Raw genomic sequence first — 24,879 nt, forward strand, 5'->3', positions numbered from 1 at the left:
GCGCGCTCGTTCTACCGAGACGAAGGCTTGCGCCGCGTGACGCGCTTCGGGCGGGCAGGGGGCGCCGCCTCGCCGTCCGCGAGCAGATCCTTCGCCATCGCCAGCGCGCCGCGCACGCCGACCAGCGGATCCGTCACCACGACGACCGGGATCTGCGCCATGAGCCCGGCGAATCGGCCTTTCTTGCGGAACCCCGCGAGGAACTGCTCCCGCCGCGCGAGCACGATGTGCCGCGCGATGTTGCCCGCCACGAACACGCCCCCGAGCCCGAGCAGCTTGAGCGCCAGGTTCCCCGCCTCGGCGCCGTAAATCGAGGCGAAGAGGTCCACGGCCTTCGCGGCCGGGCGCGACGCACCCGACAAACCGAGCTCCGCGATCGTCGCGTTCCGATCGCCCTCTTCGAGCCGCCGCTCGTTCGCCTTCGTCTCGCGCGCGCCGCGCGCCACGAAGAAATCGTAGAGCGCCCCGAGCCCGTTGCCCGAGAGCACGCGCTCGTAGCTCACGTGCTCCGGGAATCGCTTCGACAGGAATGCGAAGAGTTCGGCCTCGATGGCGCCCTGCGCCGCGAAATCCGTGTGCCCTCCCTCGGTCGGCAACACGAGGTGCTTCGACCCGTCCCACACGAGCAGCGCTTCGCCGAGCCCCGTCCCGGCCGCGATCACGGCCATGTGGTTGCCCTTCGCCTTCGGCCGACCCTCGCCGAGCGGCACCGCGACGTCCGTGGGCAGGTGCAAGCATCCGCGCGCCGCGACCGCGAGATCGTTCGCGAGGATCACGCGATCGAGCGAGAGGCTGCGCGCGAGCTTCACCTCGTCGAGCTTCCACGAAAGGTTGGTCACGGTGGCCATGCCATCCCGGATCGGCCCGGCCACGCCGAGGACCGCGACGGACGGGTGCGGGTGATCGGCGCTCCCGAGGAAGCTCCGCGCGATCTCCTCGAACGACCCGTGCTCGCGGCTCGGCAAGACTGCTTCGAGCAGCAACCTTTTCCCGAGGCCGTCGTAGAGCGAGAGCCGCGTCCGCGTGCCCCCGATGTCGCCGACCAGGAGCGAGCCCGTCCCACCACGCTTCTTCATCATGACCTTTCGTTGCGGTACGAAGTTCCTCGCAGGAAAGCAAGCTCCCGTGTTGGGGTTCACCCGGTCGGGTAGGCGTCCCGATCCACGAGCCAGACCACCTGGCCCCGCGCCCGAAGGAGCACGCGCGCCGGCACCTCCTCCTCGGGGCCCTCCGACCACGCCGACGCGATCGGCCGCTGCTTCGCGGCACCACGCGCGAGAACCAGCACGGTCCTCGCCTCGCAGAGCACCGGCGCCGTGAGCGTGAGTCGCGCTTCGAGCCCCTTCGCCGGCTGTGCTCCGATCGCCGCGACGAGCCGATCGTCGATCGCCGTCGCGCCCGCCGCCGGGAAGAGCGACGCCGTGTGCCCATCGTCCCCGATGCCGAGCGTCATCACGTCGAACGCGACCGCGCTCGCCACGCCGAACGTACGCCGCAAGAGCGCCTCGTACCGCGCTGCCGCCGCCGCGAGATCCGGATCCTCCGCCTCCATCCGGTGCACGCGCGCCGCGACGTCCGCCCGATCGAGCCCGAGATCCGCGCGCGCCGCCCGGAAGTTCGAGCGCGGCGAGGTCGGATCCCCCGCGCGCTCGTCCACCCAGAACCAGTCGATCCGATCGAGCGGCAGCGCCATTTGCGCCAGCCTCCGGTAGACCGGACCCGGCGTCGATCCGCCCGAGAGCGCGACCTTCGCCGACCCGCGCGCCCGCACCGCCGCGTCGATCGCCCGCGCGAGGATCTCGGCCCCGAGCGCCGCATGCTCGGCCTCGCTCTCCGCGACCGTCACCTCGAAACGCGCCGTGGAGACCTCGCTCATCGTTCGCTCCACTGCGCCGCGAGGACGAGCGCGTCCCGCAGGACCCGATCTCCCTCCGTCGCGTCGAGCGCCTTCACCAGCACCCACGCCTCGTCCCGGTGCCCGAGCGCGTGCTCGTGCGAGGTCACGCGCGCCCCGCGCCGCGTCCATGCGACCTGCTTCGGGTTCTCCCGGTCGCGCACGCACGCGAGTGAGAGCGGCAGTCCTTCGAGCGAAGCCTCGATCCACACGCCCGTGATCTGCCCCGGCGGGAGCCCCTCCTGCGGATCGTCGCGCAGGGTGACCCGCACCGCCTCGCCGCGTCGATCCCGCGCCCGATCCCGCGCCTCGAAGCCCCAGCCGAGCCTTGATCCGAGCCAGCCGAGCAAGAGCGCCGCCGGCTCGGTCGCGCCGCCCGGCGTCCGCCCCACCGTGACCTCGCGGATCGCTCCCAGCGCGGCGAGCGCGTCATCGAAGAACCGCGCCACGAGCTCCCGCCACTGGTACGTCCGAACGAACTGCCGATCCCCCACGGGGACCGTGCCGTCGTGGAGCATCTCCACGATCCGCGAGGCGCTCGTGTGCGCCGAGTCGACGATCAGCCGATCGGCCCGCGGCAGCAGCGAGGGCAAGAGCGCGCGCGGCGCCCCGCGGCCGATCTCCACGACGACCGGCACCTCCGGCAGCGCGAGTGCCGCCACCACCGAGCCGGCGCGCTCGCACGCCATCGCGCCGAACGTCATCTCGATCCAGTCGAAGCAGATCGGCGTCCCTCCGTCGAGCCGGCACGCGGCCCGCACGTCGTAGCTCACCTCCCAGGGCGCGAGGCGCCCGTCGCTCGTCAGCACGAACGCGCGCCCCGGGTGCGTGTCCGCGAGCGCGTCCGTCGTCGCGCGCGCATGCTCGACCTCGGACGGGGCTGCGACGGCCACGAAGCTCATCGTGGACGAGCGCACCTTCGTGGTGGACGCGCCGGCCTGGTCGTCCGGCGACGACCAGAAGGACGTGAGCTCCGCCTCGACCCGCGCGAGCGCCTCGCCGACCGGGAGCGCCGTCACGGCTTCCTCCACTTGTCGCCCGGCACGAGCAGCCGATCCGCCTCCCGCGGGCCCCAGCTCCCGGCCTCGTAGGTCGCGACGGGCGCATCGGCGTCGCTCCAGCCTGCGAGGATCGGATCGATGAAGCCCCACTGCGCCTCGACCTCGTCGGCGCGTGTGAACAGCGTCGCATCCCCGCGCATCGCGTCGAGGATGAGCCGCTCGTAGGCCTCGGGCGTGCTCGATCCGAACGCCGTCCCGTAGCGGAAATCCATGGCCACGTTGCGCATCGTCATCCCGCCGCCCGGCACCTTCGTGGCGAAGCGCAGCGCGATCCCTTCATCGGGTTGGATGCGCACCACGAGCACGTTCGGCTCGTCCTCGCCACGGCGGATGCTCGGGGGCGGGCCGCCGTCGAGGCCGTGTGGTGCGTCGCGGAAGAGCCGGTGCGGCAGCGGCTTGAAGTGCAGCGCCACCTCGGCGCAACGCTTCGCGAGCCGCTTGCCCGAGCGCAGGTAGAACGGCACGCCGCCCCAGCGGAAGCTGTCGATCCGCAGCGACATCGCGACGTACGTCTCCGTCTTCGAGTTCGGATCCACGTCCGGCTCCTCGCGATAGCCGGGCACCCGGTCGCCGCGCACCGTGCCCGCCGTGTATTGCGCGCGCACCGTCTTCTCCAGCACCTCGCGTCCGCGGATGGGCCGGAGCGCGCGCAGCACCTTCACCTTCTCGTCACGCACCGCGTCGGCGTCCCACGACGACGGCGGCTCCATCGTCACCATCGTGAGGAGCTGCAGCGCGTGGTTCTGCACGATGTCGCGCGTGATGCCCGTCTGATCGTAGAACTTTCCGCGCCCCTCGACGCCGAGCTCCTCGGCCACCGTGATCTGCACGTGGCTCACGTGCTGCCGCGTCCAGAGCGGCTCGAAGATCGTGTTGCCGAACCGGAAGACGAGCAGGTTCTGCACCGTCTCCTTCCCGAGGTAGTGATCGATCCGGTAGATCTGCCGCTCGTCGAGGCACGCGAGCAGGTCCTTGTTCAGCGCCCGCGCGCTCGCCAGATCCTCGCCGAACGGCTTCTCCACGACGACCCGCTGGTAGCTCGCGTCCGGCGCGTCCGAGGGAGGCACGACGAGCTTCGCGTCACACAACCCCCGCACGATCGCGGGCACCTCGGTCGGCGCGACCGCCAGGTAAAAGACCCGGTTTTGCCCCGTCCCGCGCTCCACCTCGAGCCGCCCGAGCTCCGCCGCGAGCCGCGCGTACGTCGCGGGATCGTTGAAATCCCCCTGCACGTACGCCATGCCCTTTTCGAGCTCGCTCCACGTCGCCTCGTCGAGCGGCTTGCGGCGCGAGAACTTCGCCACCGCGTCGCGCATCTCGCGGCCGAACTCCGGCTTCGGCCGCCGCGCCACGCCCACCACCGCGAACCCGCCTGGCAAGAGCCGACTCAACGCGAGGTTGTAGATCGCCGGCAGGAGCTTGCGCCGCGTCAGATCCCCGGACGCCCCGAAGATCACGACCGACGCGGGCCGCACCGTGCGCTCGTCGGGCATGCCCTCGCGGAGCGGGTTCTCTTCGCCGCTGCCGACGTTCTCCGAAAACGACATGCGTTCCTCCCTCGCGGGACTCCCCGTCCCGCGGGGCAGGCTACCAGAGCCCCGGCCGACGCGGCGTGAGGACGCATCCGCTCTCCGATATCTTTGCTACCGGCGCGGCCCTGGCTACCCTCTCGGCACGTATGGCAGACGCAAGCCTCCCGCGCGTCCGGGTCCCTCATCCGCACGTGCGCTGCGACGCGAGGATCCTCGCAGGCAGCCCCCACGTCGAAGGATCCCGGGTGCCCGTCCGGCGCCTCTGGGTCTGGCACCGCGGCGGGGCCTCGGTCGAGACCCTCTTGCGCCGCTACCCGAACCTCGGTCCGGCCCGCATCCTCGACGCGCTCTCCTTCGCGTACGACAACCAGGACCTCATCGACGCCGACCTCGCACGCGAGCAGGCGCTCTTCGAGAAACAAGGCGGCCCCACCGTCGGCGCGCGCCCCCTCTCGCAGCTCCCGCTTCCTTTCGACGAGGCCGCCCCGGACAGCGCGGCGGCCCGCGCCGCTTTCCGACAGCCCATGCTTCCCGGCATGTCGCCTGCCCTCGCCCCCACCACGCCTGCTCCTGCTGTATCCGCCCCGACCAAATCGGCGGCGCCCACGACGAAGCCCGCCCGCAAGCGCTAGGACCGTAGCAAGGCCCTGGCGATCCAACGGTCTTTACAGCCCGGCGAGACTAGGGCAGAAGGGCGACCGTGCTGGGAGGGATCGACGCGGGGCGTCTGGGCAGTTCTTCGCCCGGTCGGCTCCGCATGCGGGACCTGCCACTCGGTGGTGACAGGCGGCATGGCGCGGAGCGCCCCCGCACACAGAGAGGCGCCCCCCCGGGGGCCGGAGGGTTAGTTAGATGAGCGTCAATCGTTGGAAGTTGTTCTCCATGCCGGTCGTCGTGCTCGGCATCGCTTCGCCGCTGCTCTCGAACTGCGGCGGCAAGATCCCCGGCGTCGGCGGCGTCGAGGTCCCGGGTGCCCTCACCGAGGGCGTCGAGGCCGCGAAGGGCTGTGACGAGTTCAAGACCGGCGATTTCGGCTCCCTCGCGCTCAAGGGCGACGCGAAGGTCCAGGGCAAGATCAAGTCGTTCCTCCAGGTCTCGTACGACGTGAACAAGACCGTCGTCGACCTCGAGAAGGGCCTCATCTCGTCGTGCGGCGCGCTCGGCAAGGACCTCGGCATGAAGGACGACGAGCTCCGCGCCGAGGCAGGCGGGGGCAAGGGCGCGGACAAGGTCTGCACCGCGGTCGCTGCGAAGGTGAAGTCGATGCTCGCCGCGAACGCCGAGGCGAAGATCTCGATCGAGTTCGATCCGCCCAAGTGTTACGCGGACGTCGACGGCATGGCGAAGTGCCTCGACGCGTGCGGCTCGCCGATCGAGCCGGGCAAGCTCGAGGCGAGCTGCTCGGGCGGCGAGGTGAGCGGCTCGTGCGACGCGCAGTGCAAGGGCACGTGCTCCGTCGAGGCGGGCGCGCAGTGCACGGGCACGTGCAAGGCGAGCTGCTCGGGCAAGTGCGAGGCTGGCTTCAAGGGCAGCTGCGGCGGCAAGTGCGACGGCAAGTGCGACGGCAAGCAGGCGAGCGGCGCGTGCGCCGGCCAGTGCGAGGGCAAGTGCGACGCGAAGGCCGAGGGGACCTGCTCGGGGACCTGCTCGGGCTCGTGCTCCGCGGCGTGCGAGGTGAAGGCTGCCGCGAAGTGCGAGGGGAGCTGCTCGGGCGGCTGCTCGGTCGCGTACAAGGAGCCGAAGTGCTCGGGTGAGTTCAAGCCCCCGTCGGTGGACGTCGAGTGCCAGCAGAGCTGCACGAACCGCGCGGCGGCGACGGCGAAGTGCGATCCGCCGGCCGTGCGCGTCGTGGCGAACGGCAAGGTGAACACCGACGTGCAGAAGCTCGTCAGCGCGCTGAGCCGCAACCTGCCCGGCATCATCAAGCTCTCCGCGGGCTCGGGCGCCAAGATCAAGGTCGGCGCCGAGGGCCTCGTGAAGACGGGCAAGGGCATGGTCGACGTGGTCGGCGACGCGGGCGGCAAGGCCCTCGCGTGCATCAAGGCGGGCGTGGACGCGACGGCGAACGCGACGTCCTCGATCGACCTCAACGTCAAGGCGAGCGTCAGCGTGACCGCCTCGGCGAGCGCGAAGACCAACTAGCACGCCCTCACCCCCCAACCCCCTCTCCCTTGCGGGAGAGGGGGAGTTTGAGCACCAACCATTGGTGTCCCAAATTTCTCCCCGGGAGCTCGCCGACGTGATCGCCGCGGGCAAGCCCGTCTACCTGATCGACGTCCGCAAGCCGTGGGAGCACGAACGATCGGCGCTGCCGGGCAGCCTGCTCGTCCCGCTCGACGAGCTCACCGAGCGCGCCGACGAGATCGAGCCCCCGCCCGGCGCGCTCGTGGTCGCCTATTGCCACCACGGCGTGCGTAGCCTCTCGGCCGCCGCGCTGCTCGATCGCCTGGGTCTGCCCGGTGTCGCCTCGCTCCGCGGCGGCATCGACGCCTGGTCGCGCGAGATCGACCCGAGCATCCCCCGCTACTGACGTCGCTTCACGCGGGCACCCACGCCGCGTGGAACCCGTACGGCACGCGCCTCGGCATTCGCACGCGCGCCAGAGGCCCGCGCCCGATCTCCCGCGCGTCGAGCACGATCATCTCCGATTCCCCCGTCCCCTCGTCGTGCACGAACCCCACGACGTACCCGTCGTCTTCCGACGTGGCACCTTCCCGCGGCGCAAACACCATTTCGCCGCCGAAGCGGTTTTTTCCGAACACGTGCGTATCGCTCCGGCCCTTGTCGAAATCGTACCGCACGACCCCGTCGATCCACGGCAGAGCCGAGCCCTGCACGAAACGCGCTGCCGTGCCGAACCGATTTTTCTTCCCCGTCAGCCGGTCGTCGATGCGCGTGAAATCCGCCTGTGCATCGTCGAGCTGCTCCTCCTTGGCCTCGCCCGTCGCGAGATCAAACGTGAATCGCCACGCGCGCCCGCCGTCGTAATCGCCCCTCTTCTGCGCGGACGACGCCCCCATCACGTCGGTATGGGAGAGCCGACTCGCGAGCAGCACCACGCGCGAGCCCTCCTCGTACGCATTCCACACGTGAAAGACGAAGCACGCCGGCAGCTCGAACCATCGCATCTGCGACGCGTCGCCCCGCCGCGGCAGGATCCCGAATCGGCTCGGCCGATCCCGCTCGAAGGCGAGCGGCACCTCCCCGCGCTCCATGCGCTCCAGCCGGAACGTGTAGGGCAGGTGAAAGAAGATCGAGTAATGTTCCGTGATCGCGAAGTCGTGCATCATCACGGGCACGTCGAGCGGAATCTGCACGTAGTGGTCGAGCCGCCGATCCGGCCCGACGACGCCATATTTGATATACGGCATCCAGAGCGTGTACCCGAAAAACACCATCTCCCCCGTCCCCTCGTCCACCTTCGGGTGCGCGGTGAACGGGTAATCGAGCTGGCCCTCGAAATCGACCTGTCCCACCGTCTCCAGATCAGGCAAACGGATCTCGTGCGGCGCGCCTCCCTCCCACGTCGCATGAAGCCGCGACCCGTGCAGGGCAAACGCCGTGTTCGCCACGTTCTTGTAGATCATCCCGTGCGGCGGCTCGGCCACGTTCGGCGGCTCCGCGAAGCCGGTCCAGAGCGCCCGGCCCGCCTCGCGTTCGAACGCGAACCCTTTCGTACGGACCCAGCGGTTCCGGTATGACGCGCGCCCGTCTTCGATGCGCACCGCGTGCACCATCCCATCGCCGTCGAAGAAATGGTACCGCCCGATCGGCGCGAACTGCGCATTCGGGCCATTGCGCACGAACGTACCGCGCAGGTCCCGCGGGATCTCGCCGATCACATGCAAATTCGGCACGTCGAGCTCGTCGTGCACCGGTCCCCAGTTTCCTTCGAGATAAGCGCTCGTGACGATTTGCATGCACTCCTCCGGCGGCGTCTCGCGCTGCGACGGCAGGAGTAACCGCGGGCACATCGCTCTGTCAAGCCGCCCGCCCGGTTCAAAGAAGCCGCCCTGACATGTCGGGATCGGTGTCCGGAGCTCCTGCGCGTCATCCCAACGCGTCCGGATCGGTCTCCAGAGCTCCTTTGCGCCATCCCGACGCGTCTGGATCGGCCTCCAGAGCCCCGCCGCGCCATCCCGATGCGTCCGGATCGGTCTTTAGAGCTCCTGCGACGCACCCGAGCGTCGGGCGCTCGTTTCTCGGAGGCGGGGCGTCGCCCCGCACCCCAGCAGGGGGCTGTCCGCCCCCTGCACCCCGGACCAGGCACGGCCTGGACCGAAGGTGGAAGAACTGCGCGATGCGCAGTTCTTCCAACGGGCCGGTGGCAAGACCATCGACGTGCGTCTCAAGCAGGCGATGGGCACGTTGCAGGTTGAACCTGCAGCGCCGCGGTTTTGGTTGGCAAGGTCGTTGAGGGTCTTGCCAGCGGCTGTTCGATGAACTGCGCATCGCGCAGTTCATCGACCCCGAGTCCAGCGCTTGCGCTGGTCCGGGTCCAGGGGCGGATAGCCCCGGTGGGGCCTGGGGCAACGCCCCAGCGCAGCGCCTTCGACAAGAAACCGAGGTTCGTCCCTGGAATGCGCCTCGCGCGTTTGGCGTTTCGCGCCCCCATGCGACGCCCGCGTGACGCCATCCTCCTTCTCGCGGTGTTTCTTTTTGTCCTCGGCCTCGGCGCCCTCGCTGCCGCCGCGCCGCCGGAACCAAAAGAATCCAAAGGCACCGTAACGCTCCCGTTATCGCGGTGGCGAGCCCTCGAAGACGACCTCGCCGCCCCTGCGCCTCCGCATCCCGCCGCCGAGGGCGTCTTATGGGTCTCGCGGCGTATCGAGGGCCGCTTCCGCAAAGGCCTCTGGACGGGCCGCCTCGTCGCCCGCTTCGACGTCCTGCCTGGCGGCCCGGTCCGCGTCCCTGTCCTCGATCATCGCGCCGTCCTCGGCGAGGTCACGCTCGACGGCGAGCCGGCCGCGTTGCTCGAAGACGGCGCGCGATATGCCCTCCCGCTCGACCACGCGGGCCGTCACGAACTCACCGTCGATTTCCACTGGGGCCGCGAGACCGAGCGATTCACCCGCACGCTCGACCTCTCGCTCCCCGAGGGCGGCCCTGTCGCGCTCGAGGCTCGCATCGCCGAGCGTGGCATCACGCCGACCCTCGCCGGCGGCGCGCTCGCCTCGTTCACCGAGCAAGGCGGCGACACCGTCGTCACGGGCCACCTCGACGGAAGCGGCGAGCTTCGTTTGTCCTGGAAACAAAGCAAGTCGAGCGAGCCCCGCGGCGAGGCGCGCATCGAGGCCCGCGAACACACGCTTTTCCGCGTCAGCGAGGCGCTCGTCACCGGCCAGAGCCGGATCGACCTCCACGTCCTCGAAGGCGAGACCGACACGATCCGGCTCTCCTTGCCCCCCGGCGTGGAGGTGCTTCGTGTCGAGGGCGACGCCGTCCTGCAATGGCACCCCCTCGCGACCGAAAAGGAGGGCCGCGTCCTCGTCGTCCTTCTCCGCCACCTCGTCGCCGACGAGGCGCGGATTCGTGTCGATTTCCAGCTCGCGAACCAGCCGCAGGCGCCCATCGAGCTCGTGATGCCCCTGCCGAGCGCACCGATTCCCACCGTGGGTTCGCTCGGCGTGCTCGGGCCACCGGGATTGCGCCTGGATCCGCGTAGTGTCGAGGCTGCCGAGCGCCTCGCCCCGCGCGAGATCCCCGAGGAGCTCCAGGCGCTCGGCACGGGCCCCGTGCTCTTCGGGTATCGATTCGACAAATCGCCGCGGATCGTCCTTTCGGCCTCGCCTTTGCCCGAGCTCGAGCTCGCGCGCACGGTCGTGGACGAGCTCTCGGCGTCCACGGTTGTCCTCGGCGACGGCACCGAGCGCACGAAGGTCGCGCTCCGCATTCGCAACGACGGCCGGCAATACGTCGAGCTCGCCTTGCCCGAGGGCGCGCGGCCCCTGCGCTCGTTCATCGACGGCCGCGAGGTGCGTCCCGCCCTGCTCGGCCAGCGCCTTCTCTTGCCGCTTCGCCAGAGCGAGCGCCTCGCCGCCGACCAGACCCGCATTCATACCGTGCGCGCCGGCGAGACCCTGAGCGACGTCGCGAACCTCTATTACGCCGACCCCTCCGCCTGGCAGCGGATCTCCGCGAAAAACCGCGCCGTCATCCCGGAGAGCGGCTCCCTTGTCGAAGGCACGCGCCTCGAAATTCCTCCCGCGGCCGAGGCCACGAAGGAGGCCTTTTTCGTCATCGAGGTCGCCTACGAGCGCCCGCTCCACGCGCTCGGCGCGTTTGGTCTGGAAAAACTCCGCCTCCCCGGCCTCGACGTCGACACCACGAAGGCCGTCTGGCATGTCTACTTCCCGTCTTCGCACGAGCCGCTCGAATTCCGGGGCAACCTCCGCCAGGCGTCCCGCATCAAATACGACCCGTTCCGCCGGCTGCAATGGTACCTGCAATCGGCGCTCGGCGTCTCGACCGCGTCGGCGGGCGGATACGAAAACATTCTCCAGAAGCGCCGCGCCATCTATAACGATGAGGCCACGGGCGGCGGCGAGCCCTTCGCCGCGCTGACCGAGTTCCCCCTCGTCGGCGAGCGTTATCGCTTCCGCCGTATCCTCCTCGGCCGCGAGATCCCCGAGATCACCGTCGTCTACGCGTCGAACGGCCTGCTCTCCTGGGTCCGGCACGGCGCGCTCGTGGCCGCGTTCGTCGCGGCGGCCTTCGCGCTCCGGCGCCGGGGACGCGCGCCTCTCCTCGCGCTCGTCGGTACGCTCGTGCTCCTCGTCTGCCTCGCCCATTTCGTTCCCGGCATTCACCGCCGCATTCTGTGGGGCCTCGATTTCGCGCTCTTCCTCGCGCTCGCGCGCCGCGCGTGGCCCCGCGTCCGCCGCCTCGCGCGCGCCTTCGCCCGCGCGCCGTGGCTCCTCGCCCGGATGATCACCGCCCGCAGGCTCGTCGCAGCCGCGGGTTTTTCCTGGCTCCTCGGCGAGCTCGCCGCTCACCCGATGCTCCTCTCCCTGGCCGCGCTCGTGTCCTTGTCCGCCGTGTGGTTCCGCCTGCGGATCCTCGCGGAGCGGCGGAGGTCTCGTCATGCAACGTAATCGAACCGCTGCGTTTTTCGCGCTTCTCCTGCTCGTGCTCTCGTCCTTCGTGGCCACGCATGCCGTGGCCGAGGAGGGCGAGGGCGAACAGGCATCGGAAGAAGAGTCCCAAGGCTCCGAAGGCGAGGGCAACGAGGAAGGGAAGGGGAGCGAGGGGGAGGAGGGTGAATCAAAAAAGCCCGAGGCCCCCACCTCGCAATTCGACGAGGTCATGAAGCTCAACGCGCCCCCCAAGGCCGCGAGTGAGGCGAAGGCCGAGGCGACCGAAGCGGCGCCCGCCGTGGAGGGCGGCACCGCTACGGTTCCACTCGCAGAATACAGCGATCTCGCTCGCCGCGCCGCGCGTGTCCGGAAAGACCGCGCGACGTTCGCGGCGGCGCCCGTGGTGCTCGGCGCCGCGTCGTACGAAGGCGAGGTCGAGGGCGGCGTGCTCGCGCTCCGGGAAAAACTCGTCGTCACGCTCGCCGGCGACGGCCTCAAATTCGTGCCGCTCGTGGGCGACGACGTCGCGCTCGTCTCGGCCACCGCGAACGGCGAGCCCATCGGCGTCACGCGCAGGCCCGGGTACCACGTTTGGGTCACGGATCAAAAAGGCGTCGTGACGGTCGAGCTCTCCTTGCTCGTGGGCCCGCGCGGCGGCCGTGGATCCATCGAATACGCATTTCGATCCGCGCGCACGCCGAGCACCCGCGTCGCCATTCGCCTCCCCTCGGAGGGCCTCTCGCCTCGCTTCGACGGCGCCGTCGTGAGCGAGGTCCGCGCCGAGCGCGGCGGCACGACCGCGCGCGCCACGCTCGCGCCCACGACCGAGATCCGGGTCGTCGGCTTCCGCGACGTCGGCGGCGTCGAGGCCCCGGGCGCCGCGCGCGCCGTCGCCGAGACGGTCTCGCTCCTCAGCATCGACGAGCGCGCCGTCGAGCTCTTCACCGTCGTCCGCTACACCATTCTCCGCGGCGCCATGCAATCGTTCGAGGTCGCGCTCCCCGAGGGCGTCGAGGTCGTCTCCGCCGAGGGCGAAGGCGCCTTCCATTCCACGACCGAACGCAAAGACGACGGCGTCCTCCTCCGCGGCGAGACCGCCTTCCCGATCGAGGGCACCTACGAGCTCTCGCTCCGCCTGCGCCTGCGCAGCGGCCCCGACAAGAATCGCCCGATGGTCCGCCTCCCGCATTGCATCGGCGTCGAGCGCGAGCACGGCTGGCTCGCCGTCGAGGTCCCGGGCAAGCTCCGCATCAGCGCGACCTCGCGCGAGGGCCTCGTCGCCGTCGCCGTCCCCGAGCTTCCGACCGAGGCACGCGCGAGCGCGGTGAGCCCGATCCTCGAAGCCTATCGCTATCACGCGGCGTCGCCCGCGCTCGGCCTCTCCATCGAGCGTTTGCCCGAGCAGGAGCTCGAAGAGGGCGCGATCGACGTCGTCGAGGCCACGAGCGTCCTCGCGGCCGAAGGCAAGCTCGTCACGGATCTCCGTGTCGTCCTGCGGAATGCCTCGCGCCCGAGCCTCGCGCTCGGATTGCCCCCGAACACCGAGGTCCGCGCCGTCCGCCTCGACGGCGAGCCCGCGCGGCCGAGCCGCGGCGAAGACGGCAAACTCCTCCTGCCGCTGCAGCGCTCCCGCGGGGCCGATCACGAGGAGCCCATCACGCTCGACATCGTCCTCGAATCGAGCCTGCCCCCGCTCGGCCTCTTCGGCGCCCCCGAGCTCGCGCTCCCGACGCTCGACCTCGGCGCGGCCGCATGGCGGTGGCGGCTTTATTTACCGGCCCACAACGAATACATGGACCTCCGGACCGATGTCCCCGCCGAGGTCTACGCCGGCGCGGCGAGCTGGCACAAGCCGCCCCATTTGAAGCGCGCGGTGCGCTGGAACGAGACGGGGGAAGGCGAGCAACGCGCTGCGCCGGCCGTCGCGCCCACGTGGACCGAGCTCATCGCCGCGAGCACCGAAAAATCGCACGTGCGGTACTGGGTCGGACCCGGCACCGTCGTCCGCGCCCGCGTCCCGTTTGTTCGGGCGTCTCTCCTGCTCCCGCTGAAATTCGCTTTCGTGCTCACCCTCTTCGCGGGGGTCGGCTCGTTCTTGTACCGGCGCGCCGGGCGGAATCGCGCCGCCGCGGGAAAGCCGCGCGTCTCGCTCGTCGAGCTCGCCCTGCGTTTGCCCGGGCGCATCAAGGCCTTCTGGAAACGACAAACGTTTTCGCGACCCCTCGCCGCGCGCCTGGTTCTGCTCTCGCTCGGCTTTCTCGGCGTCGCCGGCCTCTTCGTGGATCGGTTCGGCAAGCTCGTGCGGGTGATCCTCGCGTCTTCCGGCTGAGCACGTCGGTCTTCCTCGCGCCTGGCGGCGACCGCGGTTACCCTCCGCCTCGGGCATGCGTACTTTCCTCCCGCCGCTCTTCGCCTCCCTCACGCTCGTGGCCGCCGCCGTCGCGGCTTGCGCCGGTGGCCCGTCCCCGACCGTGGGGGGCGCGGCCCCGCCCGTGGCCGACGCGGGGCCGGTGGAGGCGGGCCCCGACGCCGAACCCCCCGCGGTCGCCGTGCCGAAGGCCGCTCCGGCCGAGGATCCAGAGCTCGCGCGGATCGCGGCGCTCCCCGAGGCCGAGCGGATCGCCTACGCCCGCGCCCGGCTTCCCGACCTCGACGATCTCCGAAGCGGCGTGACCCCGCCGGATTTTTCGCGTTTCGTCAAAGCCGGCCCCACGCTCGCCCTCTTCGTCCCGGAAGAGCTGATCCCGTACGGCGTCCCGTCGCAGAGGCTTTGCCGGCGTGTCGTGTTCGAGGTGTCCCCCGAATCCCTCCATGCAGAGGTCCCGCTCGACGGCGGCGAGGGCCGCCCGACGCTCACGCGCTCCGGCTCCTTCGAGAATCTCTTGCTCGATGGGACTGTCACCTTCTCTGGGCCCCACACGCGGACGATCGAAACGAATGCGCGCGGCCAGAAGACCGAATCGATGTCCGCGATCGGCTCGGCGTGGTCTCCCCCCGGCATCCTCCTCGAAATTCGTGACGACGCGATTCTTTATGGCGCGACGCCCGTCTCCGCGCAGGCCGTGTGCGCGGTCTTCGAGGATCACCCGTGCGCGGAGGCTGGCGGCGGCGTGGGTGTCTGCACGCGATGCACGCGCCTGGCGGCGCACTTGCGCTCCCACGAGCCGGGGCATGGATTCGCTATCGCGAGCTCCGCGCGGGGGGGGCGGGGGGTGGCCGCAGGCGAGGTGCTGCCCGCCTGCACGGCTTGCCCCGCGGATGCGCTCGCTGCGGAGATTCCCCGGATCAACCGCGCGCTCGCCGGGCTCGACTTCGAATCCGTACCGGACCAACCGTGGCCGGCGTTTTTCACGAAACGAGAGGCTTGTGTCGCGATGGCCCGGAAACGCGCGGCGGAGGCGCAGCGGGCGCAATGACGGGCGGCCGGGGGAGACCTCGGCCGGGCCCCTTCAGCGGAACCGGATCGACGGCGGGGGGCTGTCGTGCTCCTCGTCGAGGAACCACTCGATCCACGGCATCGCGGCCTGCTCCGAGGCGAAGAGCTTCGTCGGCACGGCGGGCTTCGAGACCGTGATCACGAAGTTGCCGATCATGTTGCTGACCGGCGAGCTGCCCGTGATCACCGCGACGCATTTGCAGACGGCCGGGACGTCGGGGCTCACCCAGAACTTGCGTACCGAGTGATCGGCGCCACGCAGGCCCCGCTCGTCCACGAGCAGGGGGCGCGGCTGGCCGCCGCCGAGCTTTTTGGCCGCCTCGAAATCCTCTTCGGCGTCCTGCAGCGTGTATTCCGCGCCGTCCTTCGTCACCTTTTTGACGTATCCGCGCGGATCGTACGATAGCACGGCCCCTCGCGTCTCTATCTCGACCGGAACGTCGCTCGAAACCATTATGAACTTCTCCTGGGAGCCTCGGCCTTCTGTGCCTTGCGGTTCATCGAGAGCGCAATGCCGCTCTTCAGCGTGCTGCACGTCCTGACACCGGGCAAATCGAGCCCCATGTCGACGAGGGTCTTCGCCACTTCGGCGCGCAGGCCCGTGAGGACCACGTCCACGCCGAGCAAGCGCGCCGCGTGCGCCGCGCGGACGAGCGCGCTCGCCACGTCCGCGTCCACCACGGGCACCGCCGTGATGTCGAGGATCGCGACGCGCGGCTGGATCGCCGCGATGCCTCGCAAGAGGGACTCGATCACCTGATCCGCCCGCTCGCAGTCCAGCGTGCCCACGAGCGGCATGACCACGATCTCGTCCGTGATCGGGATGAGCGGCGTGCTCATCGTCCGGATGAGATCGTTCTTCGCGCGGATCGCCTCCTCGAGGCGCATGCGCTCTTCCTCGGCGCGTTTCCGATCCGTGATGTCACGCAGCACGCACACGAACCCCTCGCTCGTGCTGCCGTTCTGGAGCGGCGAGGACGACACCGAGGCCTCGAGGACCGCGCCCGACTTCGTCAAGCACTGCATCTCGTGCCCGTGGAGTGCGAGGATTTGCGCGGGATCGAGCTCCTCCAGGAAGAGCGTGCTCACGGGCTTGCCGACGAGCTCCCGATCGGTGAAGCCAAGCAGCTCCGTCGTCGCGCGGTTCACGGTCCGGACGAGGCCCGACGCGTCGACCACGACGAGCGCATCCGCCATCGAGGCGAAGACGCTGTCGAGGTACGTCCGCGAGACCGTCGAGCTCTGCAGCTCCTCGCGCAGCATGTTCAGGCCCGCGGCGATCCCGTCGAGTTTGTCGTGCCCCGGGCTGATGGCGGCGCGCGCCTCGAAGTTCAGCGCGGCGAGCTGCACGACCACGTGCGTCAGCGTGGCGATCCGCTCGTCCTCGGCCTTGCGCTCCGAGAGGACCTTGCTCCCGAGGGCCTCGATCTCACGGAGGATCTCGCCGATGAGCCCACCACGCTCGCGGCTCGGGAACACGAGATCCCCGGCGCGCAGGCGGCGCAGCATGGTCACGGCCTCGCGTAGACCGGCGTCGCTCGGCGGCCCCGCGCTCGGGGGCGGCCAATCTCGTCGTCCGTCGTCACGATCGTCTGTTCCCATCGGTGTCTGGCGGGGACCGAGCTGCTCGACGCGGGAGCATATACCGACACCGCGGCCCTTGGCTAGCCGCGCCTCACCCGGGCCGTGATCAGCCGACGCGCGCGGCGAAGGCCGCAAGCGAGAGCACCTCGCCGAGGAACGGGCGCGTCACGTCGACGAACGACATCAGGTTCGAGGGGGCATCTGACGCACCAATCATCGGCCAGGGCGGTGGCGGCTTCTGGAACGTACCGTCCGGCAGGCGCATGTGTGAGCGGTCCGAGGTGAACGTCCGGGCGAAGAGATCGGCCGGGATGACGCGGAACGAGGGCAAGTACGGCGGCGGCACGCCGGGATGGAAGCTTTGCTGGAGCCATGTGATCGCGGGCAGGGGCACGCCGAGGGTGCAGTCCACGTCCCATATCTCCAGGGGATCCCAGGTCAACAGGACGACGTGGTAATCCCAGACGATGGGTTTGCCCCGGCCAGCCTTCTGGAACCACATCGGGCAGGCGCGCTCGGCGTTCGAGACGAACACCACGTCGCGCTTCCTGTCCGCGAGCGCCGGCTCCTGGCAGAGCTGCCAGACGTTCTCCTCACAATAAAAGGGCTGGCGCAGGAGGCGCGGCGCTCGGGTTTCTTCGCGCGGATCCGCGCGTCGTTTCATGGCAAGGGCCTCGAAGGCAATCATCGTAACCCGGACGGGCCCGGATGCGGAAGGGCGAACGACGGCTCGGCCCGCGCAAATCGCGAAAGCGCGTTCCGTGCGTGTGGCCTGCCGTGCTAGCGTGGCGGGCGATGGCCGCCCCGCCCCTGCCGCTGCCGATTGCGGCGCTCGTCCGACGCGTGCGCAACGCCACGGATCCGACAAAGAAGCACCTCGCGTCGTATTACGCCTGGGAGGCGAGCATCCGCCTCACGGTGGCGGCCGAGCCGCCCGCGGACGTGAGCACGCTCGGCATGCCCTCGACGGGGCACTGGGTGAAGGCCATGCCGCCGCGGCCGGGGAGCCTCACGGATCCGGCGCTTCTTGCGCTGCACGCGCTGCTCGCGGAGGACGCGGAACGACGCGTTCAATCAAGAGGCGGCGCGCGTGTTCCTCGAAGCGATCGAGCCCGCGTGGCGCGCCGGCGTGTTTGTCCCGACGGACAGCGGGCTCGTCTGTCGTGGAGAAGGGGGAGATCGGCGCCGGGGGCGACCGAAAGGCGCAGATCGTGCGGCTCGAAGGCCGCGCGTCCGAGCGTGAGGGCGAGGCGCAGGCGGCGGAGGACGTCCTGCCGGGCCGGGTGTACCTGCGCAAGGACGGCCAGTTCGCGTCGCTCCACCCGTGGGTGCTCTTCGAGGGCGGCGACGAGCGGGAGCGCGCTCTCTTCTTCAATGGATATCGCAGCGCGGCCGAGGTCCTCGATGATGCGAGCGGCGACGTGGTGAAGAGCAAGGCGCTCGCGGCCGCGGTCCCGGCGCTCGACGCCGACGTCGCGGCGCTCGTGGGCGGCGGGGACAAACGCCCGCCCGGGCCGTCGATCCGCAAGACGCCCGCGCCGCGCCCGGCCGAAGGGGAAGGGGGAGGCGGAGGAAAAACCCGCGGCGGGTGAGGTCGTGGCGGCCGGGAGCCAGGTAAAACCCGTTGTCGCCCCGAAGACCTCGCGGCCCGCGTGGCTGTTCCCGGGGATCGGGGCCGTGGCATTGTCGCTCGGCGGGGTCGGCGTTGGCTCGGTACGAAGGGATCTTTGGGGACGAACCCGCCCACGGGCGTGTGCGGTGAGCGCGGCCGGCGCCCCGGCCGAGGAGCCGGTGATCCCGCAGATCTCCAGGATCCTGCCCTCCAGGCGGAGTTCCGGCGCGGGATGGAGAGCCTGCTCCAGGCGGACGTGTACGGCGCGGAGACGGCGCTGCTCACCGGGCGGGACAAGGCGCCGCGCGAGCCTTGGCCGCACGTGGGGCTCGCCATGATCGCCGCATTGCAGAACCATTTCGAGGACTCGACGCGCGAGCTCGACGCGGCGATCGGGCTCGTCCGCGGGGCCACCGGCCGTGACGCCGAGCTCATCGCGAGCCTCGACATGTCGGACGAAGACGCCGCGAAGGGGCTCGCGGCCTGGGAGACGGTCCGGGCCAAATCCCCGAAGGTGTTCCTGGCACACCTCTGCAGCGCCTAGTGATTTCATGGATCGAGGGACGGGTGCCGGAGGGCGTGGCGCGGTACGAGGCGGCCCGGGCGATCGACGGCCAGCACGCGCTCACCCAGGTCCTCGCGTCGGCGCTCGACATGGAAACGGGGAAATACCCCGAGGCGCTTGCCGAGGTGGGCAAGGCGCTCGAAATTCAGGGCGCTTCCCCCTGGATCCTGGCGCAGCGCGGGATGGTGCGGAGGCGCAGGGGCGACACCACGGCCGCGAGGGCCGACCTCGAACAGGCGAGTGCCCGGCGCGGCCCGTTCTCTGCCCACGGGACGTATGCGCTCTCCCTGCTGACGACGGGGAAAAGCGAGGACGAGGCGCTGTTCGCGCGCGAGCGCCAGACCTTGCGCGACACGAAGAACATCGACGACCGGCTCTCGTGCAGGTGCGCGCATCCGCTCGTGCGCCTGCGCGAGGGGCGCGCGAAAGAGGCCGACGCGTGGATCCAGGAGGCCGGCGCGTTCGCCGCGGACAAGGGCGAGCAGGGCACGCTCCTCCGCTGCGGGCGCTTGCCTTCGTATGCCGACGGGGTGCGCGGCCGCTTCGAGCAAGCCGAGGTGAAGGTCGCCATGTTATCGAGCGTATGGGAAGGTTTTGGGGCTCGCGAAGACGGACGAGGAGCGGGCCAAGATCAGGCTGAAGGGCCTGAAGGGCATGCGGGCGCTCGAAAAAGGGGACCTCGCCCGCGCCGAGACCGAGCTCGCCGAGCTGAAGCGCCTCGCCTCCGGCGGGAATGACGAGCTCGTGTACGCCATCGCCGCCGCCCGGAAGGAGGACATCGTCATTCCGGACGCGCCCGAGGCGCGAGGCAACCTGCCGCGATTTCGGCGCATGCATCTGCAAGCCCACGCCGTCGAGATCCGGGGCAAACTCGCCGAGGCGGAGCGCGCCTACGAGCGGCTCTTCGACGAGCGGGAGAAATGCGGGAAACGCGTCTTCGACAGGCACCTGCTCTGCGGGCCTTACATCGCCGACGGCCTCGTCCGACGCGCGGAGCTTCAGCACAAGCGCGGCGAGAATGCCGAGGCCCTCACGACGCTCGACGCGGGTGGCTGCGTTCTGGCCTCGGGCCGACGCGGACCTTGCGCCGATGAAGCGCGCGGCCGCGCTGCGCAAAAAGCTCCCTGCGGGCAAGTGAGCGCCGCGGCGCCTCATCAATAGGCGCAGAGCGGGGCGGTCGGCGCGCAGTGTTGTCGCTGGGTTTGGTTTGCCCCCGTCGTTCCCGGGCGTCGCAGCCCGCGTCGGGGTCGTCGCTGTCGACGCCGCCGACGAAACCCGCGGCCCCGGCGGGCTTGGTGTCCCCTCTCGGGATCGGGCTCGCCGGCCGCTGGAGCTCGATCCTGCGCGCGTCGTCGGCCCCCATGTGCAGCGCCACGAGGTCCATCGAGACGAGCGCGCCGCAGCCCGCGGGCGGCGTCGTCGCATTCGCCGCGCCCTTCGCGCAGGCCGCCGCGGCGCCGGCCTTGTCCACCGTGGCGCCGGACGCCGCCTCGCCACCTCGAAGGCGCCGATCGTGTATCCGCGGACGACGTGCGTCGCCTCCGTGCACGCCTGCGTGGCCTCGGGGCTCGCGGTCGCGCCGCCGAACGTGAATCGTCCCGCCGGCGCGACCTTCACGGGGACCGCGTGGCCGCCGTTCATGACGACGCCGAGCCGACCCTTGCCGAGCGGCACCTCCCGCGCGACGGCCGCCTCGCTCGACAAGGTGAACGAACCCTCCTCGCGCGCGGCCGTGTACTGCGCCGCGGCGCGTAGCTCGCACCCCGGGACGACCACGAGCTTGCACCCTTCGAGCGTCACGGCGACGGGCCCTTCTTCGAGCCGCTTCTCCAGCGCCTCGCGCGCGGCGGCGGGCATCCCCACGACGCGCTGGCTCGCGGGGGTGTCCGGGAGCGGGCTGCACACGGCCGCCGCCGCGCGCGGCGGACCCATCGTCGGCGCGGGCGCGGCGTGCTCCTGCGACGCGCCGCACCCGGCGAGGAGGACGAGGGGAATCGGGGCGACGAGGAGCGAGAGGAGTCGCACAGGCGGACCGTATCAGGGCCCGCGCGGGGGGCTCAAGGCCGACTCAATGCGCGGGCAGGACAGGAACACGGTGGCGGGGGAGCCGAACTCGGTGTCGCCGGTGATGCGGATCCGCCTTTTTTGGGTTCCGGGCAAGCCGAGACGAGCTCCGGGGTTCCCACCGGCGGAGACGCCGTGGCGTCGACGGAACACCAGCCGTGGACGGGATTCCCCTGGGCGATCGGCGGATCGGAGACGTCCTCCTGGCAAGCCGGCCGCGCTGTGCCCTCCGCGGCCTGCATGACCAGGCAGAGGCAATCCCACGGCGCGCTCGCCGCGAGGGGGATCGCTCTTGAGGCGGGGGATGAGCGAGGCGTGCTCCGGCGGGATCGCGAGCCGCCCCGTCGTCGAATCACAGGTGCACACACCGCCCTGCACGTTCTGCGCCTCGATCAGCACGCACGGCAGGCCGCCCGCCGGATCGGGTTCGAGGCTCCGGGGCAGGCACGCCTCGTCGAAGCTCGTCGTCATTTTCTGGCGGAGCGCTGAAAGGGCCGGGCGATAACCGCGACGGGCCCGCTCGCCTCCTCGATGCTGGCCGGACAAACCGACGCCACGACGGCCTGCGCTTCGAGACCTCGCAGCACCGCGAGCTGCCGGAGGCTGGGATAGGCCGTCGCGCGGACCTGCAACGTGGGCGCGCCGCCGCTCGCCGGATTTGTCCGCGCAGAGGGGATTGGCGTGTCGGTCGCCTTGCAATCGCAGGCGGCGAGGTTTTCGTCCGTGCAATCGCGCTCCTGCCCGCCGGCAGAGGGAAGATACACGCGTATTGCAGGGCGTCCCCGGCGAGCGTCCGCTCGTGCCCGTTGATCGGGGGTTGTTCGAGGGCGCATTCGCGGCGACCAGGACGTCGCCCGTGATCGGGTTCGGCCCCGGGCGCTGTCGCGACGGACTCGATCATCAGCGATCGAGCGGCTGCAGGTAGGTCGGGGGATCCCCGGGATCACGTTCCAGGGCGTGGCGCCGGGCGCGTCGATCGGCGCCGCGAGCTCCGCCGCGGTGCTGCAAGCCCGTTCCGAGGGCGAGTGGAGCCCGGGCGACGGCCTGCCAGGGCACGCCGACGATCCCGGCGAGAAAAACAGGACGAGGTTCGCGGGGTTGTCGGACAGCGTCATTCGGATCGGGGGTCCGTGAAGAGGGGGGTTCGGGACGAGGTTCCCCGCGCGGTCCTGGAGTTGCGGGCGACGTGAAGGCCTGCACGTAGCGAGCGACCGGATAGAGGAAAGCGAGGCCGAAGCGGCGGTGTCTGATCCCAGCACCGGAGGGTTTTGGGGTCCTCCTCGGGCGCGAGCAACGCGGGGGGGCCGCTGGGGCAGGAACGCCGCGCGTTGCTGGAGGAGCGCCGTGTCCTCGCCCTCGGGCGTCGCGCGGTTGTTGACGACCGAGATCGACGCGTAGGGCGCGGGATCGACGAGAAAACGGTACACGCTTTCGAGCTGGGATTCGTATTCGCAGCCGAGCGGCCCGACGCCGGCCACCATGTCCCGCAGGGACCCGCCGAGCGCCTGGATGTCGCTCTCGCCCGCCGGAACGAGCGATTGCGCCGGATCCCAGGCCAAAAAACCACGGTCTCCATAGGTCGGCGCCGCGGCGTCGCCGCAGGGATCGAGGCGCGCGACGAGGTGGCCTTTGTCGTTGTTCGTCGTGTTCGCCTTGCCTGCGCACGTTTTTTCGTCGGGCACGAGGTCGGGGCACGTGTCCGCGCCGTGGCCGCCGAGGCTCGAGCTGAGCACGCCGATATGGATGTCGAGCACGGGGCGCATGACGCGCTGGGTGCCCGCCGGGCAAGGATCGAGGGGATGCCCCGGCTGCTGCATGGCCGTCTCGCCCTTGTCATCGACGCAAGGCGGGTTCACGAGGCCGAGGACGAGGTCGGGCACCGCGCTCGCGAGCAGGGCTTGTTTGTCGGCCATCGAGCGCGAATTGTCGATTGCGAGCAGGAGGTCGATTTTCTCGATGGGGGACGCTGCAAGTCGCGCAATCCAGGGGTCGGAGGGGCAGTCCGGCCCTTCGCATCGGAGGGGCGTCACCGCGTTGTCGCAAGCGACGAGACCGGACGCGACGAGGACGAAGGAAGGCGCGACGAGGGCAAGCGAGGTACGGAAAGGGCGAGACCGCATATGTCCTCCGCGAGCGTCGTGGGCCGGTGATTCGGCCCACGGCGAATTTGGATGGTGTGGCAATCGATATGCCAACCCGCGGAGGCGGTCCGGCGAGAACTACCGGCCGCGGCGCCGCGTGCCCCGGAGCGCGGCGAGCGCGAGGAGCCCGAAGGCCGCGGTCGCGCCGCCCGCAGGCGCAGTTTGTCCCGGCACGGAGCAATCGCAGCTCCCGGACTCGCCGACGCCGCCGTCGCTGCCGCCCGCGGCCGCGCCGCCCGCGCCGCCGGCACCCCCCGCGTCGCCGCCCGCGTCGCCGCCCGCGCCACCCGCGCCGCCCGCGCCGCCTGCGCCGCCCGCGCCGCCCGCGCCACCTGCGCCGCCCGCGCCGCCGCCGCCCGCGTACTGGACGAGCTTCGATTGCGAGAACGACTCCGTCACGAGCGGCTTGTTCGGGCAAACCTCGAAGCCGTAGCCCCACTTCGCCTTGAGGAAATAGCCCGCGAGCTGCGGCGCGCTCTTCACTTCGAGGTCGAGCGTCACCGACTTCGTCTTGCCGGCCGGCAGATCCCCGACCGGCACGCCGGCCGTGAGCTTCGCGCTGTCAACGGGGTTGCCAGTGGCGTCACCGGGGGTGCCGTCGACCGCGAACGACACGAGGCCGAGGCTCGCATCCAGCGGGAGCGAAAAGTCGATCTGCTCCGCCGCGACGTCGCCGTTGTTCGCGAGGATCGCCGTGACCGTGAACGTGTCGCCGAGCGAGACCGAGCTCGGCGCGTCGATGACGCTGCTCGCCACGCCCTTGAAGTTCGGCGCATTCACGTCGATGGAGAACGCCGCGAGGATCGGGGCATACGAGTCGCCCGTGGTGAGCGTGCGGATGACGGCCGAGCTCTGCCCATTCTGGAGCTGCTCATCCAGCGAGCTCAGGGGCACGGTGGTCACGTCCCAGCCCTGGCGGCCGCCGCTCACGTTCTTGCCGCCCATCGCGTCCTGGTTCCGCGTGCCGAACGTGCCCTGGGTGTCGAGGTTGCCGTCTCCGTCGTTGATCTGCGAGCAGAAGAAATTGTCCGAGGGATTGTTCGGCCCCGAAAGGTTCTTGAACGGCCCGGCCGCCGTGGGCGCGATGCGGAGCTGATCGCCGACGAAGTTCGCGTCGCCCTCGATCGCGCTCACGATGACGGCGCCCTCGACGACGCCCGCCGGCGGCGCGCAGAAGCCGCTCACCGTGTAGTCCTGGGTCGTGTTCTCGTCGACGAACGAGCCGCCCACGAAGATGCTGAGGTTGCGCATGGGGACGCCCTCGTCGCGGTAGGCGACGACGAGCGTCCAGCCCGCGGCGCTCAAGTTGTTGATCGCGGTCGTCTGCGTGGCCGGGACGCCCGAGACCTCGTACGTGCCCTTGCCGGCCTGCTTGACGAAATCCGTCACGTCTGCCGAGCGCATGTAATAACGGACCGCGAAGCCCGAGGCGGCCGTCTCGTTCATCGTGAGCGCCGTCGCGGGGTCGGGCGTGACCATCATCGTCGCTCCGTTCGCCGCGATGGTGACCGCGGTCTCGAGCATCGACGTGACGTTCTCCCCACCATAGTCGTAGCTGCCACCCCAGAGCAGCTCCGCGTAGAGCACCTCGGCCTCGGGGAGCGAGAGCACGGCGCTCGATCCATTCATCTTCCAGTCCGCCGTGGTGCCCATCGGCCAGGGGTTCTGCGGGTCCGTGGGGGGCTCGTCGACGGTATTGCCGAGGGACGTGAACGTGCCGATGGAGTCGCGCTCTCCCGGGCCGTTCGCATTGGTGGCCTTGCTCAGGCCAAGCGCGTTGCCCGTGCCAGCGATTCCGCCCGGCACCGTTGCGGTGAAGCGGAGCTGTTGCGCGGACGCAGACGACGCAGGGGCGAGCGCCGCGCAGGTGAATGCAAGGAGGAGAGGTGCACGAAGCTTCATGAGACCATGGCT

Annotated in this window: 21 protein-coding genes; 10 read left to right on the plus strand and 11 right to left on the minus strand. The window is 70.5% G+C overall.

Annotated elements, in window-relative coordinates:
• Window positions 1-11: 11 nt before the first annotated feature.
• The 4 genes from POL67_RS19495 to zwf are packed head-to-tail and all read right to left on the minus strand — an operon-like array spanning window position 12 to window position 4,502.
• Window positions 12-1,079 carry a glucokinase gene (locus POL67_RS19495; RefSeq protein ID WP_271919131.1) on the minus strand — a complete coding sequence of 356 codons (1,068 nt, stop codon included), beginning with the start codon at window positions 1,077-1,079 and terminating at the stop codon, window positions 12-14.
• A gap of 56 nt (window positions 1,080-1,135) precedes the next feature.
• Window positions 1,136-1,876 carry a 6-phosphogluconolactonase gene (gene pgl / locus POL67_RS19500; RefSeq protein ID WP_271919133.1) on the minus strand — a complete coding sequence of 247 codons (741 nt, stop codon included), beginning with the start codon at window positions 1,874-1,876 and terminating at the stop codon, window positions 1,136-1,138.
• Window positions 1,873-2,913 carry a glucose-6-phosphate dehydrogenase assembly protein OpcA gene (locus POL67_RS19505; protein ID WP_271919135.1) on the minus strand — a complete coding sequence of 347 codons (1,041 nt, stop codon included), beginning with the start codon at window positions 2,911-2,913 and terminating at the stop codon, window positions 1,873-1,875. The genes pgl and POL67_RS19505 overlap by 4 nt, the downstream gene beginning before the upstream one ends.
• On the minus strand, window positions 2,910-4,502 hold the full coding sequence (gene zwf / locus POL67_RS19510) for a glucose-6-phosphate dehydrogenase (RefSeq protein WP_271919137.1): 1,593 nt from the start codon (window positions 4,500-4,502) through the stop codon (window positions 2,910-2,912). The genes POL67_RS19505 and zwf overlap by 4 nt, the downstream gene beginning before the upstream one ends.
• A gap of 230 nt (window positions 4,503-4,732) precedes the next feature.
• Between zwf and POL67_RS19515 the strand changes: the two genes are divergently transcribed.
• The 3 genes from POL67_RS19515 (at window position 4,733) to POL67_RS19525 (ending at window position 7,017) form a co-directional block, all read left to right on the plus strand.
• Entirely contained in the window at window positions 4,733-5,119 is a 387-nt protein-coding gene (locus POL67_RS19515; protein ID WP_373372361.1) for a DUF433 domain-containing protein, read from the plus strand.
• 220 nt (window positions 5,120-5,339) lie between these two features.
• Window positions 5,340-6,629, plus strand: coding sequence for a hypothetical protein (locus tag POL67_RS19520; protein ID WP_271919141.1), 1,290 nt, complete (start codon window positions 5,340-5,342; stop codon window positions 6,627-6,629).
• Between the two features lie 64 nt (window positions 6,630-6,693).
• Entirely contained in the window at window positions 6,694-7,017 is a 324-nt protein-coding gene (locus POL67_RS19525; RefSeq protein WP_308789539.1) for a rhodanese-like domain-containing protein, read from the plus strand.
• Between the two features lie 7 nt (window positions 7,018-7,024).
• Here the strand turns inward: POL67_RS19525 and POL67_RS19530 are convergent, their stop codons facing one another.
• Window positions 7,025-8,407, minus strand: a complete 1,383-nt coding sequence (locus POL67_RS19530; protein WP_271919146.1) for a carotenoid oxygenase family protein — start codon at window positions 8,405-8,407, stop codon at window positions 7,025-7,027.
• Between the two features lie 693 nt (window positions 8,408-9,100).
• On the opposite strand from POL67_RS19530, the gene POL67_RS19535 reads away from it, so the two are divergent.
• From POL67_RS19535 to POL67_RS19545, 3 genes are read left to right on the plus strand one after another with little or no spacing between them, the layout of a single operon-like run.
• Window positions 9,101-11,581, plus strand: a complete 2,481-nt coding sequence (locus POL67_RS19535; RefSeq protein ID WP_271919149.1) for a LysM peptidoglycan-binding domain-containing protein — start codon at window positions 9,101-9,103, stop codon at window positions 11,579-11,581.
• Complete coding sequence (locus POL67_RS19540; RefSeq protein WP_271919151.1) at window positions 11,571-13,892, plus strand: hypothetical protein; 2,322 nt, start codon at window positions 11,571-11,573, stop codon at window positions 13,890-13,892. The genes POL67_RS19535 and POL67_RS19540 overlap by 11 nt, the downstream gene beginning before the upstream one ends.
• A 55-nt stretch (window positions 13,893-13,947) precedes the next feature.
• Window positions 13,948-14,979, plus strand: coding sequence for a hypothetical protein (locus POL67_RS19545; RefSeq protein ID WP_271919154.1), 1,032 nt, complete (start codon window positions 13,948-13,950; stop codon window positions 14,977-14,979).
• A gap of 33 nt (window positions 14,980-15,012) precedes the next feature.
• Here the strand turns inward: POL67_RS19545 and POL67_RS19550 are convergent, their stop codons facing one another.
• The 4 genes from POL67_RS19550 to POL67_RS19565 all read right to left on the minus strand — a co-directional run bounded on the left by POL67_RS19550 (window position 15,013) and on the right by POL67_RS19565 (window position 17,596).
• The gene (locus POL67_RS19550; RefSeq protein WP_271919156.1) at window positions 15,013-15,408 is read right to left on the minus strand and encodes a DUF7793 family protein; all 396 of its coding nucleotides are present in this window, start codon (window positions 15,406-15,408) and stop codon (window positions 15,013-15,015) included.
• A 44-nt stretch (window positions 15,409-15,452) separates the two neighbouring features.
• Entirely contained in the window at window positions 15,453-16,601 is a 1,149-nt protein-coding gene (locus POL67_RS19555; protein WP_271919158.1) for a PAS domain S-box protein, read from the minus strand.
• 88 nt (window positions 16,602-16,689) lie between these two features.
• Entirely contained in the window at window positions 16,690-17,247 is a 558-nt protein-coding gene (locus tag POL67_RS19560; protein ID WP_271919160.1) for a protein N-terminal glutamine amidohydrolase, read from the minus strand.
• Window positions 17,248-17,470: 223 nt separating this feature from the next.
• On the minus strand, window positions 17,471-17,596 hold the full coding sequence (locus POL67_RS19565) for a hypothetical protein (RefSeq protein ID WP_271919162.1): 126 nt from the start codon (window positions 17,594-17,596) through the stop codon (window positions 17,471-17,473).
• A 150-nt stretch (window positions 17,597-17,746) separates the two neighbouring features.
• Between POL67_RS19565 and POL67_RS19570 the strand changes: the two genes are divergently transcribed.
• The 4 genes from POL67_RS19570 (at window position 17,747) to POL67_RS19585 (ending at window position 19,921) form a co-directional block, all read left to right on the plus strand.
• Window positions 17,747-18,175, plus strand: coding sequence for a hypothetical protein (locus tag POL67_RS19570; protein WP_271919164.1), 429 nt, complete (start codon window positions 17,747-17,749; stop codon window positions 18,173-18,175).
• A 135-nt stretch (window positions 18,176-18,310) separates the two neighbouring features.
• A complete protein-coding gene (locus POL67_RS19575) occupies window positions 18,311-18,739 on the plus strand; it encodes a hypothetical protein (protein ID WP_271919166.1) in 429 nt (142 codons plus the stop codon).
• 23 nt (window positions 18,740-18,762) lie between these two features.
• Window positions 18,763-19,497: a tetratricopeptide repeat protein gene (locus POL67_RS19580; RefSeq protein WP_271919168.1), complete on the plus strand. Its 735-nt coding sequence runs from the start codon at window positions 18,763-18,765 to the stop codon at window positions 19,495-19,497.
• The gene (locus tag POL67_RS19585) at window positions 19,415-19,921 is read left to right on the plus strand and encodes a hypothetical protein (RefSeq protein ID WP_271919170.1); all 507 of its coding nucleotides are present in this window, start codon (window positions 19,415-19,417) and stop codon (window positions 19,919-19,921) included. The genes POL67_RS19580 and POL67_RS19585 overlap by 83 nt, the downstream gene beginning before the upstream one ends.
• A 1,370-nt stretch (window positions 19,922-21,291) precedes the next feature.
• Here POL67_RS19585 and POL67_RS19590 read toward each other — a convergent pair.
• Complete coding sequence (locus POL67_RS19590; protein ID WP_271919173.1) at window positions 21,292-22,737, minus strand: hypothetical protein; 1,446 nt, start codon at window positions 22,735-22,737, stop codon at window positions 21,292-21,294.
• 306 nt (window positions 22,738-23,043) lie between these two features.
• A complete protein-coding gene (locus POL67_RS19595) occupies window positions 23,044-24,867 on the minus strand; it encodes an MYXO-CTERM sorting domain-containing protein (protein WP_271919175.1) in 1,824 nt (607 codons plus the stop codon).
• Window positions 24,868-24,879 lie beyond the last annotated feature (12 nt).

The sequence above is a fragment of the Polyangium mundeleinium genome, assembly GCF_028369105.1.
GTDB lineage: Bacteria > Myxococcota_A > Polyangia > Polyangiales > Polyangiaceae > Polyangium > Polyangium mundeleinium.